The sequence below is a fragment of the Streptomyces sp. LHD-70 genome (assembly GCF_031157275.1).
GTDB lineage: Bacteria > Actinomycetota > Actinomycetes > Streptomycetales > Streptomycetaceae > Streptomyces.
This window is the reverse complement of record NZ_JAVIFW010000005.1, coordinates 157,147-171,260: the sequence shown is the minus strand read 5'-3', so window position 1 is coordinate 171,260 and position 14,114 is coordinate 157,147. Positions and strand designations below refer to the sequence as shown.

The following is a 14,114-nucleotide window of genomic DNA, read 5'->3' as shown; positions in this document are numbered from 1 at the left end:
TTGAAACGCAAGAGTGTTCCAGCTCACAGGGCAGGGCGTTCACATTCCGTTTACGCGTACGACCGCACACGGTGCGTGATCGTTTCCGGGTGCCGCGGTCGGCGCCGGTGCGCTGTCAGTGGGGTGCGGCATGATGCCCGTGTGACGCAGCAAACACAACGGCTCATGCTCCTCGACACCGCTTCCCTGTACTTCCGGGCGTACTTCGGCGTCCCGGAATCCGTGCGGGCCCCGGACGGCACGCCGGTCAACGCCGTGCGCGGGCTGCTCGAGTTCATCACGCGCCTGGTCCTCGACCACCATCCGGACGAGCTGGTGGCCTGCATGGACGCGGACTGGCGCCCGCAGTGGCGGGTGGACCTCATCCCCTCGTACAAGGCGCATCGCGTCGCCGAGGAGGTGCAGGGCGGCGCGGACGAAGAGGAGATCCCCGACACCCTGTCCCCGCAGGTCCCGATCATCGAGGACGTCCTGGACGCCCTCGGCATCGCCCGCATCGGCGCGGCAGGGTACGAGGCGGACGACGTGATCGGCACGCTCGCCGCCCGCGCCACCGGCCCGGTCGACATCGTCACCGGCGACCGCGACCTCTACCAGCTCGTGGACGACAAGCGCGAGATCCGCGTCCTGTACCCCCTCAAGGGCGTCGGCACCCTCCAGGTCACCGACGAGGCGTGGCTGCGCGAGAAGTACGCGGTGGACGGCCCCGGCTATGTCGACCTGGCGCTGCTGCGCGGCGACCCCAGCGACGGACTGCCCGGCGTGCCCGGCATCGGCGAGAAGACCGCGGCCAAGCTGATCGCCGAGTTCGGCGACCTCGGCGCGATCATGGCCGCCGTCGACGACCCGAAGTCGAAGCTCACGCCCTCGCAGCGCAAGCGCCTGGACGAGTCCCGTCCGTATGTCGCGGTGGCGCCGAAGGTCGTCCGCGTCGCCACGGACGTCCCCGTCCCCGATGTCCCGCTCGCCCTCCCCCGCGAGCCGCGCGACCCGGCGGCGCTCGACGAACTCGCCACCCGCTGGGGCCTGACCGGCCGCGTGAAGCGGCTGCTCTCCATTCTCGAAGGGTGAGCGGTCTCGAACGGTGAGCACTCTCGAACGGTGAAGTGTTAACTTAGGCTTACCTAAGCAATTCACTGGTCAGGGAGGCCTCCGTGGCAGAACGTCCGGCCCGCAAAGCGCAGACGGCCCATCTCGCGGAGGTGCTCCGCTCGGAGCGGCTCACCCCGCACATGCAGCGGGTGGTGCTCGGCGGCCCCGGGCTCGACCAGTTCGAGGCGGGCACGCACTCCGACCACTACATCAAGCTGCTGTTCCCGGCCGCGGGCGTGAGCTACCCCGAGCCGTTCGACATCCAGCAGATCCGCGCGGACTTCCCGCGCGACCAGTGGCCGGTGACGCGGACGTACACGGTGCGCGCCTGGGACCCCGAACTCCGCGAGCTGACCGTGGACTTCGTGGTCCACGGCGACGAGGGCCTGGCCGGACCGTGGTCCACCGCCGTGCGCCCCGGCGAGCAGCTGCGCTTCCTCGGCCCCGGCGGTGGGTACGCACCGGACGCCGCGGCGGACTGGCACCTCCTCGCCGGTGACGAGAGCGCCCTGCCCGCGATCGCCGCGTCCCTGGAGCAGATGCCGGCGGGCGCGCCGGTGCACGCCTTCGTGGAGGTCTCGGGCCCGGAGGAGGAGCAGTACGTCGCCTCCTCCCCCGTCGGCAGCCGGATCACCTGGCTGCACCGCGGCTCCGGCCCGGTCGGCGAGGCCCTCGTCGCGGCGGTCCGCGACCTCCCCTTCCCGCCCGGCGACGTCCAGGCCTTCGTCCACGGCGAGGCCGGCTTCGTGAAGGAGCTCCGCCGCCATCTCCGCCTGGACCGCGAGATCCCCCGCGAGCGCCTCTCCATCTCCGGCTACTGGCGCCTCGGCCACAACGAAGAAGGCTGGCAGTCCGCCAAGCGCGAGTGGAACGCCCAGGTGGAGGCGGAACAGGAGTCGCCGGTCGGCGCGAACGCGGCCTGAGCCACCCCGGGGCCGGGGCGGGGGCGGCCAATCCAGCCCGTCCGGCGCCTGAGGACGAGCCGGCAGGGCGATCGGCGAGGTCCGAGTCGACGGTGCCGACCCGTCTGCGGCAAGCTCCCTCCGCGAGGACCGCCCCCGCGAGGGCCCGTACCCTTGCCCCCGTGCCCCGACGCAAGCCGCACGTTCCGCCCTCGCCCCTCGCCCAGCGTGACGGGATCGACGCGGTACACCTGAAGCTCCCGCCCGACGGAGGCTGGGAGACCGTGCGGGACTACCTCGTGGAGCGGCTTCCCGTGGGCCCGGACGTCGTGGACGCACTGCTCGCCGCCGGTGAAGTGGCGGCCGTGGACGGCCCGTTGAGCGGCGACAGCCCATATGTCCCCGGTGCGCACGTCTGGTTCCACCGCCCGCTCGCCCCCGAGCCCCGCGTGCCGTTCGCGCCGCGCGTGCTGTACCGCGACGCGCATCTGCTCGTCGTCGACAAGCCGCACTTCCTCGCCACCACCCCGCGCGGCAGCCACATCACCGAGACCGCCCTGGCCCGGCTGCGCCGCGAGCTCGACCTGCCCCGGCTCTCCCCGGCCCACCGCCTGGACCGACTCACCGCCGGCCTGGTCCTGTTCACCCTGCGCCCCGCCGAACGCGGCGCGTACCAGCGGCTGTTCTCCGAGAAGCGGGTCCACAAGGAGTACGAGGCGATCGCCCCGTACAACCCGGAGCTCGACCTGCCGCGCACAGTGCGCAGCCGGATCGTGAAGGAGCGCGGGATCATCGCCGCGTACGAGGTGCCGGGCGAGCCCAACAGCGAGAGCCGCGTCGAGCTCCTCGACCACCGCGCGCACGGCCCGGGCGCCCCGCTCGCCCGCTACCGGCTGCTCCCCCGCACCGGCCGCACCCACCAGCTGCGGGTGCACATGAACGCGCTCGGCGTGCCGATCCTCGGCGATCCGGTGTACCCGGTCGTCGCCGACCCCGCGCCCGATGACTACTCCCGGCCGCTCCAACTCCTCGCCCGTACGCTGGAGTTCACCGACCCGCTGACCGGCCGCGCGCACCGCTTCGAGAGCGAGCGCACCCTGCGGGCGTGGACGGACCACGAGGGCTGGGCCGGGGGCGCCACGCACTGAGCGCGAGCCGCCCCCGCCGACCGGTGGACCGGGCTCACCCCACCGACGAGTACGCCACAACCCCCCGAAGCAGCGCGTCCACCGCCTTGCGGGCGTTCTTGCCGACGGTGCTGCCGTCCTTCGGCGCGGCCGCCGCGATCTGCCCGAGTACGTCGATGACCTGCTTGCACCAGCGCACGAAGTCGCCCGCGGGCATCTCGGCCTCGCGCAGCACCTCGTCCAGGCCCTTGTCGGACGCCCACATGTACGCCGCCCAGGCGAAGCCGAGGTCGGGCTCGCGCTGGCCGACGCCCTCGGCCTGGCTGATGCGGAAATCCTCCTCCAGGGCGTCGAGCCGGCCCCAGATCCGCACCATCTCGCCGAGCGCCACCTTGGCCGGCTCGGCGGGCAGCTTGGGCGCGAGCGCATCGTCGGCGGCACGGGCCTCGTACACCAACGCCGAGACGCAGGCGGCGAGTTCGGCCGGGTTGAGGCCCTCCCAGACGTCGGCGCGCAGGCACTCGGAGGCGAGCAGGTCCAGCTCGCCGTAGAGCCGGCCGAGGCGGCGGCCGTCGTCGGTGACCTCGTCCCCGCGCAGGTAGTCGAGCTCGGTGAGGAGGGCGACGATGCGGTCGAAGGTGCGCGCGATGGTGTTCGTGCGCCCCTCGATGCGGCGCTCCAGCTGCCGGGTGTCGCGCTTGAGCCGGTGGTACCGCTCGGCCCAGCGGGCGTGGTCCTCCCGTTCGTCGCAGCCGTGGCAGGGGTGGGCGCGCAGCGCGGCCCGCAGCCGGGCGATCTCGCGGTCGTCCGCGGCGGCCGAGCGGCCCTTGCGGTGCTTCTCCGGCCGGACGTGCCCGGCCTTGGTGCGCAGCGCGGAGGCCAGGTCCCGACGGGACTGCGGCGAGCGGGGGTTGAACGACTTGGGGATCCGCATCCGGTCGAGCGCCTCGACCGGAACCGGGAAGTCCATCGACGCGAGCCGCTTGACCTGCCGCTCGGCGGTGAGGACCAGCGGCCGCGGCCCGTCGTGGTTCTCGAAGCCGCGGTGGCCGTTGGACCGCCCGGCCGCGAGCCCGGGGTCGAGCACGAGGGCGAGGCCCGCGAACTTGCCGGTGGGGACATGGATCACATCGCCCGGCTTGAGCTTCTCCAGGGCGGCGGCCGCGGCCACCCGGCGTTGCACGGCGCCCTGTTTGGCCAGCTCGGTCTCGCGGTCCTTCAGGTCGCGGCGCAGCCGCGCGTACTCCTCGAAGTCGCCCAAGTGGCAGGTCATGGAGGCCTGGTAGCCCTCAAGGCCCTCTTCGTTGCGCTGCACCTGGCGGGAGATGCCGACGACCGAGCGGTCCGCCTGGAACTGCGCGAAGGAGGTTTCGAGCAGCTCGCGCGAGCGGTGCCGGCCGAACTGGTGGACCAGGTTCACCGCCATGTTGTACGACGGCTTGAAGCTGGAGCGCAGCGGATACGTACGCGTGCCGGCGAGGCCCGCGAGGTGGTCGGGGTTCATGCCGCGCTGCCAGAGCACGACGGCGTGGCCCTCGATGTCGATGCCGCGGCGGCCCGCGCGGCCGGTCAACTGCGTGTACTCACCGGGGGTGATGTCGGCGTGCTGCTCGCCGTTCCACTTGACCAGCTTCTCCAACACCACGGAGCGCGCGGGCATGTTGATGCCCAGCGCGAGGGTCTCGGTGGCGAACACGGCCTTCACCAAGCCGCGCACGAACAGCTCCTCGACGACCTCCTTGAACGTCGGCAGCATGCCCGCGTGGTGGGCGGCGATGCCTCGCTCCAGGGCCTCCAGCCACTCGAAGTAGCCGAGGACGTGCAGGTCTTCGTCGGGGATGGAGGCCGTGCGCTCCTCGACGATCTCGCGGACCTTCTGGCGGCCCTCCTCGTCGTTGAGCCTGAGGCCCGCGTACAGGCACTGCTGGACGGCGGCCTCGCAGGCCGCGCGGCTGAAGATGAACGTGATGGCCGGGAGCAGGCCCTCGGAGTCCAGCCTGTCGATGACTTCGGGGCGGCCGGGCGTCCAGATCCGGGACCTGGAGCGCCGCTCCCGCTCACGGTCGGCCTCCCGGATCCGCTTGCCCTTGCGGCGGTCCCTGCCGTACGAGGGTCTGCTGTCCTCGAGGCGGGCCATCCGCGTGAGGTCCGGGTTGACGGCGCGCTTGCCGGACTCCTGCGACTCCTCGAAGAGGTCGTACATCCGCCGTCCGGCGAGCACGTGCTGGAAGAGCGGCACGGGCCGGTGCTCGGAGACGATCACCTCGGTGTCGCCGCGGACGGTGTCCAGCCAGTCCCCGAACTCCTCGGCGTTGGAGACCGTGGCCGAGAGGGAGACCAGCGTCACCGACTCGGGGAGGTGGATGATCACTTCCTCCCATACGGCGCCGCGGAAGCGGTCGGACAGATAGTGCACCTCGTCCATCACCACGTACCCGAGGCCGCGCAGGGCCTGGGAGCCCGCGTACAGCATGTTCCGCAGGACCTCGGTGGTCATGACCACGATCGGGGCGTCGGCGTTGACGCTGTTGTCGCCGGTGAGCAGGCCGACCTTGTCCTGGCCGTAACGGCGGGCCAGATCGGCGTACTTCTGGTTGGAGAGGGCTTTGATGGGCGTGGTGTAGAAGCACTTCTTGCCCTGTCTCAGGGCGAGGTGGACGGCGAACTCGCCGACGATCGTCTTGCCCGAGCCCGTGGGCGCCGCGACGAGCACGCCCTTGCCCGCTTCGAGCGCCTGGCAGGCCTCGATCTGGAAGGGGTCGAGCCCGAAGTCGTACATCTCGCGGAAGGATGCGAGTGCGGTGGCCTGCTCGACAGCCCGCTTGCGTGCTGCCGCGTACCGCTCGGCCGGTGAGAGGTCCTCTGTCATCTTGTCTTCGAGCCTACCCGCCCCCACTGACAGCGTCGCGATCTTTGTTCAGGGTGCAGGTTTTCGACCGCCGCCCTTGCGGGGAGCGGGCCACGGGGGCCTCAGGGAGCGAGGACGCGGACGGCTCCGGGCACGCACCGCGCGGTCAGCGGCAGCGGACCGAGCGGCTCCCCGTCGGCGTATCCGGTGATGTCCGGCGCCTCGATGCTGATCTTGGCGGCCCGGTGCACGGTGACCTTCGGGTGGTCGAGGTGGGTGCCCCGGTAGACGCGCGGGAAGACCCGCAGCAGCGTGGTGCGTGAGCAGTCGCCGACGACGGTGATGTCGAAGAGCCCGTCGTCGAGCACGGCCCCGGCGCAGATCCGCATGCCGCCCCCGTACGAGCTGCCGTTGCCGACGGCGACGAGGGTGGCGTCGACTTCGAGGACGGGCCCGTCGTCGAGCCGGATGCGGTACGGGACGGGCCGGAACGCGGCGAGTTCGGCGACCATCGCGAGGTCGTACTTGAAGCGTCCGGCGGGCCATCGCATGCGGTTGCCGCGGTCGTTGACGCGCGAGTCGAAGCCGGAGGCGAGCACGGTGCCGAACCAGCGTCCGTCGGCCCGCTCCCCGTCGACCCGGCCGAGGTCGACGTCCCGGATGCGCGCGCTCTTCAGGGCCTCGGCGGCGAGCTTCCCGGCGGCCGCGGGGTCGCGTATGGGAAGGCCGAGGGCGCGGGCGAAGTCGTTGCCGGTGCCGACGGCGATCACGCCGAGCGGGGTGCGGGTTTCGGCGACGGCCTGCAGGGCGAGGCCCGCCATGCCGTCGCCGCCGACCGCGATGAGGGCGCCGGTGCCTGCGTCGACGGCTTCGCGGGCGCGCCGCAGGGCGTCATCGGGGCCGTTGCCGACGAGGGTGCGTACGGAGAATCCGGCGGCCCGGAGCGCGGCAGCGGCCGGCTGCGCGGCGTGCGCGCCCCGGCCGCGTCCTGCGGTGGGATTGACGAAGAGTGTGATCTCGCTGGTCACTGCGGGCCCCTCGGGACGGTGTGGGGGCAGGACCCTACAAGATCAGGTGACGTCGTCGAAACCGTTCGCCCTGCGGTCGTTGGAGTCGGTGCTCGCCTGCTCGGGCAGGGCGCGCGCGGCCGGCACGGACTCGATGTCGCCGACGGCCTCGGGGGTGAGGTCGAGGTCGGAGGCCTCGTCGTCGGAGAGGGCGGCGTCGGGGTTGTTGCGGGCTCGGCGCTTGTCGTTGAGGAGGGAGATTCCGACGGCCGCGAAGAACAGCACGATGATGGGCCCGGAGAGGGCGATCATGCCGACCGGGTCGGTGGTCGGGGTCGCGACGGCGCCGAAGACGAAGACACCCATGATGACGCCGCGCCACCATCCGGCCATGCGGCGCCCGGTGACCATGCCCGTCAGGTTCAGCATGATCAGCAGCAGCGGCAGCTCGAAGGCGAGACCGAAGACGAGCACCATGCGGACGGTGAAGTCAAGGACGTCGTCCAGCGCGAGGATGTTCGCTGAACCCTCGGGCGTGATGCCGAGCAGCACCTTCATGCTCACCGGCAGGACGATGTACGCGAGGTAGGCGCCGGCTGCGAAGAGCGGTACGGCGGCGGCCACGAAGGTGTACGTGTACTTCTTCTCGCTCTTGTGCAGACCGGGTGCGACGAAGGCCCACAATTGGTACAGCCAGACCGGGCTCGCGACGATCACACCGGCCATGAGGCTGACCTTCACCGTGGTGGTGAACGGCGAGAGCAGCGTATTGAATGAGACCACCGCGCAGTTGCCGCCGGTGGACTCGCCCAGGCCCCCCTTGCAGCTGGGCACCGGCTCGGTGAGGAACGCCATGAGTTCCCCGCTGTAGAACGCGGCCACGGCCGTGACTACGACGATGGCGAGAATTCCCTTGGTGAGCCGGTTGCGGAGCTCACGCAAATGCTCCGCGAGGGGCATCCGCCCCTCGGGGTCCTTCTCCTGTTGGCGGGCAGACTTGAGCAACCCACGTCCTCATCTCGTGCGGCAGGCCTGCTCCGGCCTGCTCCGGATCAGCGCTGCGTCGTACGGTCGGACGGCTCGTTCACCGGGCGCGCGCTGTTCACGTCGCCGGGAGCGGCCTGGATCGTACGCGGAGCGGACTGGTCCGTGCCCGGGTTGGGCGGGTCTGCGGGAGCGCTCTGCTTCTCGTCGCTCTTCATCGCCTTGGCCTCGCTCTTGAGGATGCGGGCCGACTTGCCAAGGGAACGGGCCATGTCGGGCAGCTTCTTCGCACCGAAAAGAAGGACGATGACGAGGATGATCAGAATGATCTCGGTGGGGCCGAGCCTACCCATAGCGTTTACCTTCTTCACCGAGGCGACAGGATCAGATGCTCGGTGGGCTGGACAGGCATCCGACCACCGCGCTTCACTGCGATCGTAACCCCCTGGAGTAAACGCAGGGCAATCCCCTTGCGTACTCCTGGTTGGCGCCACCGCCTTGCCGTCGGGCCCCTCGTTCGCTCGGCGCCCGCGCCGTGAACCCGCCTCCGAGAGGTGAGCCCTAGAGAGTCTCTCGCCCCGTCCGCGCCACGTCCGTGGCTGCCCGCTCCAGGTCCTCCGCGGCGCGGTTGATCTTCCCTGCGGTGTCGGCGACTTGGGCACCGAGGCGTCTGACCTCCAGGAAGACGCGTACGGCGAGAACACCGAGGACGGCGAGCCCGCAGAACCCCAGGGCGATCGCGATCATGGGCCAGAACATGCGCGCCACCCTAGACCGTGGAGTGCAGCCGCAGGGTCCGCACCCCACCGCGCGTAAGGAGTTCGACGATCCGCTCACCTGCGGGCTTGCGGACGGAGGCGTCGCACTCGGGACAGATGAAGGAGTAGAAGGTCGTACGGCGGCTGGCGCCGATGGCCAACCTGATGGCACCGGCGGCGAGTTGGAAGCGGGCCCGGCAGTCGGGGCAGGCGGCCTTGAACCGCGTGGGGCCGGGCCGGCGCGGGACGACGGGCTCGGAGTGACCCTCTGTAGGGCACTGCGTACGCTCCACACTCACGGCGCCGAGCGCGGATCTCGGAGACGTATCAGCCATGGTCGACCTGTCGTCCGGCACGCTCAGACCCCCTGCCCGCCGGAGGCCTCGTACGCGGCCAGCGCCTCCGCCGCCGCGCTGCGCGCGCTCTGCGCCAGGTCCTCGGGCGCGGTGATCCGCCCGTCCGGGCCGAGCCGCAGGGCCAGCCTGCGCAGCGACGTCGGGTCGGGGGTGCGCAGGGTGATCCGCAATCCGCCGTCGGGCAGTTCCTCGGCGCTGTCGTGCGGGTAGTACTCGGCGACCCAGCGCCCGCCGGGCCCGACCTCGACGACCACCTCCGGATCGTCGGCGGACGGCTGCACCAGCGCCTCGGACAGATCGCGCAGCTCCAGCTCGGGCGGCGCCGCCGGCTCGTCCAGGATGCGGATCTCCGCGACCCGGTCGAGGCGGAAGGTGCGCCGCGCCTCGGAGCGGTAGCACCACGCCTCCATGTACGTGTGGCCGAGCGCGAACAGCCGGATCGGGTCGACCTCGCGCTCGGTCAGCTCGTCGCGCGCGGGCGAGTAGTAGCGCACCCAGAGGCGGCGCCGCTCGGAGATCGCCCGGTCCACCTCGGCGAAGACCCCGCCCTCGGACTCGAAGGTGACCGACAGCCGGTCGCTCGCCCCGGCCGTCTCCCCCGCCGCCGCCTCCAGCTTGGCGGTGGCGCGCAGCAGCGCCTCCCGGTCGCCCTCGCGCAGCCCCGGCAGCGTGGCCACCGCACGCGCGGCGACGAGCAGCGCGGTCGCCTCGTCCGCGGCGAGCCGCAGCGGAGCCGCCGCCTCCGCGGACAGGGCGGCCGGATTGTGCCACCAGATCCGCTCACCGTCGGTGTCGATGTCGAGCAGGTCACCGCCCCGGAAGCTGGTCCCACACAGCGGCAGCACGTCCAGGTCGGAGATCAGCTCGTCCTCGCTGATGCCGAACGCCCGCGCCACATCGGCGATACGAGCACCGGGGCGCTCGCGCAGATAGGTCACCAGGGACAGCATCCTGCGGGTCTGGTCGATCGCGTTCGCGGCCATGATCTGTCCGTCTCCCCCTCAGCCCTTGGCCACGGCACGCAGCCGGTCCACGACGTCCGCCCGCAGCTCGGCGGGTTCGAGCACCACCACGTCGGGCCCGAACTCGACGAGCCAGGCATCCATGCCGTGCCCGTACGGAATCTCCAACTCGTCCCAGCCGTCGCCCAGTTCACGTACCGACGTGGCCTTGGCGCGCAGCGGATAGCCCGCCCCGGCACGCAGCCTGAGCTTCGCCGAGCGGTCGGCGATCTCCCCGGCCCAGCTCGCCACGGTCTCCCGTACGGTCACGACATCGGGGACCTCGGCGGTGAACTTCCCGGCGCGCGAACGGACTTTGCCGGTGATCCGGGAGAGTCGGAACAGCCGCTCGGCACCCCGGTCGCGGTCCCAGCCGGCCAGGTACCAGTGGCCGCGCCAGCACTCCAGGGCCCACGGCTCCACATGCCGGGCCTCGGGGCGGGCCGCGGTGGCCTTGCGGTAGTCGAAGACGACGGGACGGCGGTCGCGGCAGGCCAGCATCAGCGGTTCGAACGCCGCCTCGTGCACGGGGATCCGCGGTTCGAGCGCACTGTGCGGCTCGTACGGATCGACCTCCTCCGGAAGTCCGGCGGCGCGCAGCTTCTGCAGGGCACCGCTCGCGGCACCGGCGAGGCGGGCCTGCTGCCAGACCTTCGCGGCGAGGCCCAGCGCGGCGGCCTCCTCGGCATCGAGAGTGACGGGCGGGAGGCGGTTGCTGTCGCGGCGGGCGAGGTAGCCCACGTCGCCGTCGATGTTCTCGACGGTCTCGATGACCAGGCCGAGTTCCCGCAGGTCGTCCTTGTCCCGCTCGAACATCCGGTTGAAGGAGTCGTCGGAACCCGCCTCGAGGTACGCCTCGATGGAGCCGCGCAACTCACGCTTGCTCAGCGGCCGCCGGGTCCCCAGGAGGCACAGCGCGAGATTCATCAGCCGCTCTGCCTTGGCAATCGCCATCGACGCCCTCTCCCACCTGCCACGCACGCTGTTCTACGACGCTCGACCGTACCGCTACGGAGGGTCGTGGCAAAGCCGAGGGCCCCATGCCAGGAGGCATGGGGCCCTCGGGCGGAACCCGGATCAGACCGCGACCAGGTCGCAGACGAAGATCAGCGTCTCGCCGGGAGCGATCCGGCCGCCGCCCGCGCCCCGGTCCCCGTACGCCAGGTGCGGCGGGATGACCAGCTGACGGCGACCGCCGACCTTCATGCCCTGCACACCCTGGTCCCAGCCGGCGATGACCTGGCCGGCACCGAGCTGGAACGCGAGCGGGGTGCCGCGGTTCCAGCTCGCGTCGAACTCCTCACCGCTGGAGAAGGAGACGCCGACGTAGTGGACCTGGACGGTGTCGCCCGCCTTGGCCTGAGGGCCGTCGCCCTCCCAGATGTCCTTGATCTCCAGGTCCGCCGGGGGCTCGCCGCCGGGGAAGTCGACCTCGGGCTTGTCGATGCTCACGTGTATTGCTCCTGCTTCTTCGAATGTGCAGCGAGGACAGTCTTACATTTCCTCAAGGCCGGCCGGACTCACATCTTCGCGATGATGTCGACCGAGAAGACCAGCGTCGACTTGGCGGGAATGCCCTGCTTCTTCTCGTCGCCGTACCCCAGGTCCGGCGGCACCACGATCAGCACCCGGCTGCCGACCTTCTTGCCCGTCAGCCCCTGCGACCAGCCCTTGACGACCCCCGCCAGCTGGAACTGCGCGAGCTGCGAGCGCTTGTACGTGGAGTCGAACTCCTTGCCGCCGTCCCACAGCACGCCCTTGTACTGCACCAGCACGGTGTCCGAGGCCTTCAGCGCCTCGCCGTCGCCCTCGATCACATAGTTCGACACCAGCTTCTTCGGGGCGTCCTTCTTCGGCACGTCGAGGGACGGCGCCTTGCCGTCGGTGTTCATGCCCACCTTCGGCAGGTCGATGTTGTCCTGCGCGACGTCCTTGCCCTTCGCGGACGCCTTGGCGTTGAAGGTGCCCACGATGTCCACGACGAAGACCAGCGTGTCCGTACCCTTGATGCCCGCCTGCGGCTGGCCCTGCTCGCCGTACCCGAGCGCCGGCGGAATGCCCAGCTCGACGCGGCTGCCCACCTTCTTGCCGACCAGACCCTGGTCCCAGCCCGGAATGACCTGGCCGACACCGATCGGGAAGATCGCCGGCGTACCGCGGTCGTAGGAGTTGTCGAAGACCTTCGCCGACGTCCAGATCTGCCCCAGATAGTCGGCCTGCAGATAGTCACCCTTGGCGACCTTCGCGTCCTTGCCCTCGATCAGCACCTTCACCGCGAGGTTCTTCGACGGATCGCCGGAACCCTTCGCGACCGTCGGCTTCGTACCGAACTTGTCGCCCTTGGTGATCTGGGGCAGCGGCCCGTCCACGATCTTCGCGGCGGCGTCCGCCGAGTTGGAAGCGCCGTCCGTGGCCTTGGACTTGGACTTGTCGGCCTTGTCGTCGCCGCAGCCGGCGAGCGTCAACAGTCCGGCGGGAACGGCGAGAAGCAGCGAGCGTCGGCGCACTGGGGGCCTCATCATCGATAGATCTTGTGTGGGGTGCGCGCAACTCTACGACGTGAGAAGGGCGCCGTACGAGAAACGTACGGCGCCCCGCGTTGCGTTCCCGGCCCAACCAGCCTGGAAACAGCGGCGATTCATCCCATACCGGCGATCACCTTTCCGGCGATCACATTCCGGCGATCAGCTTCTCCACCCGGTCGTCCACCGAACGGAACGGGTCCTTGCACAACACCGTGCGCTGCGCCTGGTCGTTGAGCTTCAGATGCACCCAGTCCACCGTGAAGTCCCGCCGCTGCTCCTGCGCCCGGCGAATGAAATCACCGCGCAGCCGCGCCCTGGTGGTCTGCGGAGGCACCGACTTGCCCTCGAAGATCTTCAAGTCGTTGCAGATACGCGCCGCTTGACCCTTCTTCTCCAGCAGGTAGTACAACCCACGACGCCGGTGGATGTCGTGGTACGCGAGGTCTATCTGCGCGACCCGCGGATGCGACATGGTCATGTTGTGCTTGGCGCGGTACCGCTCGATGAGCTTGTACTTCATGACCCAGTCGATCTCGGTGTCGATCTTGTCCAGGTCCTCCTGCTCGATCGCGTCGAGCGTACGGCCCCACAGCTCCAGGACCCGCTCCACGGTGCCCGTACGAATACCGCGGCGCTCGCAGAAGTCCACGGCCTTCTCGTAGTACTCGCGCTGCACTTCAAGGGCCGAGGCCTCCCGGCCGCTGGCCAGGCGCACCTTGCGGCGCCCCGTGGTGTCGTGGCTGACCTCGCGGATGGCCCGGATCGGGTTCTCCAGGGTCAGGTCCCGCATCACCGTGCCCGCCTCGATCATGCGGAGCACCAGGTCGGTCGCGCCGACCTTCAACAGCATCGTCGTCTCCGACATGTTGGAGTCGCCGACGATGACATGCAGGCGCCGATAGCGCTCGGCGTCCGCGTGCGGCTCGTCCCTGGTGTTGATGATCGGGCGGGAACGCGTCGTCGCGGAACTGACGCCCTCCCAGATGTGCTCGGCACGCTGACTCACGCAGTACACCGCACCGCGCGGCGTCTGCAGCACCTTGCCCGCCCCGCACAGCAACTGCCGCGTGACGAGGAACGGAATGAGAATGTCGGCAAGCCGGGAGAACTCCCCGTGCCTGGCCACCAGATAGTTCTCGTGGCAGCCGTAGGAGTTGCCCGCTGAATCGGTGTTGTTCTTGAACAGATAGACGTCGCCCGCGATTCCTTCCTCGTGCAGGCGACGCTCGGCGTCGACGAGCAGGCCCTCGAGAATGCGCTCGCCCGCCTTGTCGTGGGTGACCAGCTCGGTCACGTTGTCACATTCGGGCGTTGCGTATTCCGGATGTGAACCCACGTCGAGATACAGGCGGGCGCCGTTCCGCAGGAAGACATTGCTGCTGCGGCCCCATGACACGACTCGGCGGAAGAGGTAGCGCGCCACTTCGTCAGGCGACAGACGGCGCTGTCCCCTGAACGTGCACGTGACGCCGTACTCGTTCTCCAGCCCGAAAATGCGGCGGTCCATGACTGAA

The 14,114-nt window shown here is 70.3% G+C and carries 14 protein-coding genes; 3 read left to right on the top strand and 11 right to left on the bottom strand.

The window, feature by feature from the left end; translation table 11 throughout:
• Positions 1–165 precede the first annotated feature (165 nt).
• The 3 genes from RCO28_RS11450 (at position 166) to RCO28_RS11440 (ending at position 3,142) form a co-directional block, all read left to right on the top strand.
• Positions 166–1,071 (top strand): 5'-3' exonuclease, encoded by a 906-nt coding sequence (locus RCO28_RS11450; protein WP_308941239.1) that lies wholly within the window; start codon positions 166–168, stop codon positions 1,069–1,071.
• Positions 1,072–1,154: 83 nt separating this feature from the next.
• Positions 1,155–2,015, top strand: a complete 861-nt coding sequence (locus RCO28_RS11445; RefSeq protein WP_308940935.1) for a siderophore-interacting protein — start codon at positions 1,155–1,157, stop codon at positions 2,013–2,015.
• 161 nt (positions 2,016–2,176) lie between these two features.
• Positions 2,177–3,142: an RluA family pseudouridine synthase gene (locus tag RCO28_RS11440; protein WP_308940934.1), complete on the top strand. Its 966-nt coding sequence runs from the start codon at positions 2,177–2,179 to the stop codon at positions 3,140–3,142.
• Positions 3,143–3,176: 34 nt separating this feature from the next.
• Here RCO28_RS11440 and RCO28_RS11435 read toward each other — a convergent pair whose 3' ends face one another.
• The 11 genes from RCO28_RS11435 to pafA all read right to left on the bottom strand — a co-directional run bounded on the left by RCO28_RS11435 (position 3,177) and on the right by pafA (position 14,107).
• A complete protein-coding gene (locus tag RCO28_RS11435; protein WP_308940933.1) occupies positions 3,177–5,990 on the bottom strand; it encodes a DEAD/DEAH box helicase in 2,814 nt (937 codons plus the stop codon).
• Positions 5,991–6,091: 101 nt separating this feature from the next.
• Positions 6,092–6,997 (bottom strand): diacylglycerol kinase, encoded by a 906-nt coding sequence (locus RCO28_RS11430; RefSeq protein ID WP_308940932.1) that lies wholly within the window; start codon positions 6,995–6,997, stop codon positions 6,092–6,094.
• 42 nt (positions 6,998–7,039) lie between these two features.
• On the bottom strand, positions 7,040–7,936 hold the full coding sequence (tatC, locus tag RCO28_RS11425; RefSeq protein WP_308941238.1) for a twin-arginine translocase subunit TatC: 897 nt from the start codon (positions 7,934–7,936) through the stop codon (positions 7,040–7,042).
• A gap of 92 nt (positions 7,937–8,028) precedes the next feature.
• On the bottom strand, positions 8,029–8,313 hold the full coding sequence (gene tatA, locus RCO28_RS11420; RefSeq protein ID WP_282513152.1) for a Sec-independent protein translocase subunit TatA: 285 nt from the start codon (positions 8,311–8,313) through the stop codon (positions 8,029–8,031).
• A 208-nt stretch (positions 8,314–8,521) separates the two neighbouring features.
• Positions 8,522–8,719: a hypothetical protein gene (locus tag RCO28_RS11415; protein ID WP_308940931.1), complete on the bottom strand. Its 198-nt coding sequence runs from the start codon at positions 8,717–8,719 to the stop codon at positions 8,522–8,524.
• Between the two features lie 10 nt (positions 8,720–8,729).
• The gene (locus RCO28_RS11410) at positions 8,730–9,053 is read right to left on the bottom strand and encodes a hypothetical protein (RefSeq protein WP_308940930.1); all 324 of its coding nucleotides are present in this window, start codon (positions 9,051–9,053) and stop codon (positions 8,730–8,732) included.
• A gap of 23 nt (positions 9,054–9,076) precedes the next feature.
• The gene (locus RCO28_RS11405; RefSeq protein ID WP_308940929.1) at positions 9,077–10,057 is read right to left on the bottom strand and encodes a WYL domain-containing protein; all 981 of its coding nucleotides are present in this window, start codon (positions 10,055–10,057) and stop codon (positions 9,077–9,079) included.
• An 18-nt stretch (positions 10,058–10,075) separates the two neighbouring features.
• Positions 10,076–11,029, bottom strand: coding sequence for a WYL domain-containing protein (locus RCO28_RS11400; protein ID WP_308940928.1), 954 nt, complete (start codon positions 11,027–11,029; stop codon positions 10,076–10,078).
• Between the two features lie 123 nt (positions 11,030–11,152).
• The gene (locus RCO28_RS11395) at positions 11,153–11,527 is read right to left on the bottom strand and encodes an FKBP-type peptidyl-prolyl cis-trans isomerase (RefSeq protein ID WP_308940927.1); all 375 of its coding nucleotides are present in this window, start codon (positions 11,525–11,527) and stop codon (positions 11,153–11,155) included.
• 68 nt (positions 11,528–11,595) lie between these two features.
• The gene (locus RCO28_RS11390) at positions 11,596–12,582 is read right to left on the bottom strand and encodes an FKBP-type peptidyl-prolyl cis-trans isomerase (RefSeq protein WP_308941237.1); all 987 of its coding nucleotides are present in this window, start codon (positions 12,580–12,582) and stop codon (positions 11,596–11,598) included.
• A 163-nt stretch (positions 12,583–12,745) separates the two neighbouring features.
• Positions 12,746–14,107, bottom strand: coding sequence for a Pup--protein ligase (pafA, locus tag RCO28_RS11385; RefSeq protein WP_282534778.1), 1,362 nt, complete (start codon positions 14,105–14,107; stop codon positions 12,746–12,748).
• Positions 14,108–14,114 lie beyond the last annotated feature (7 nt).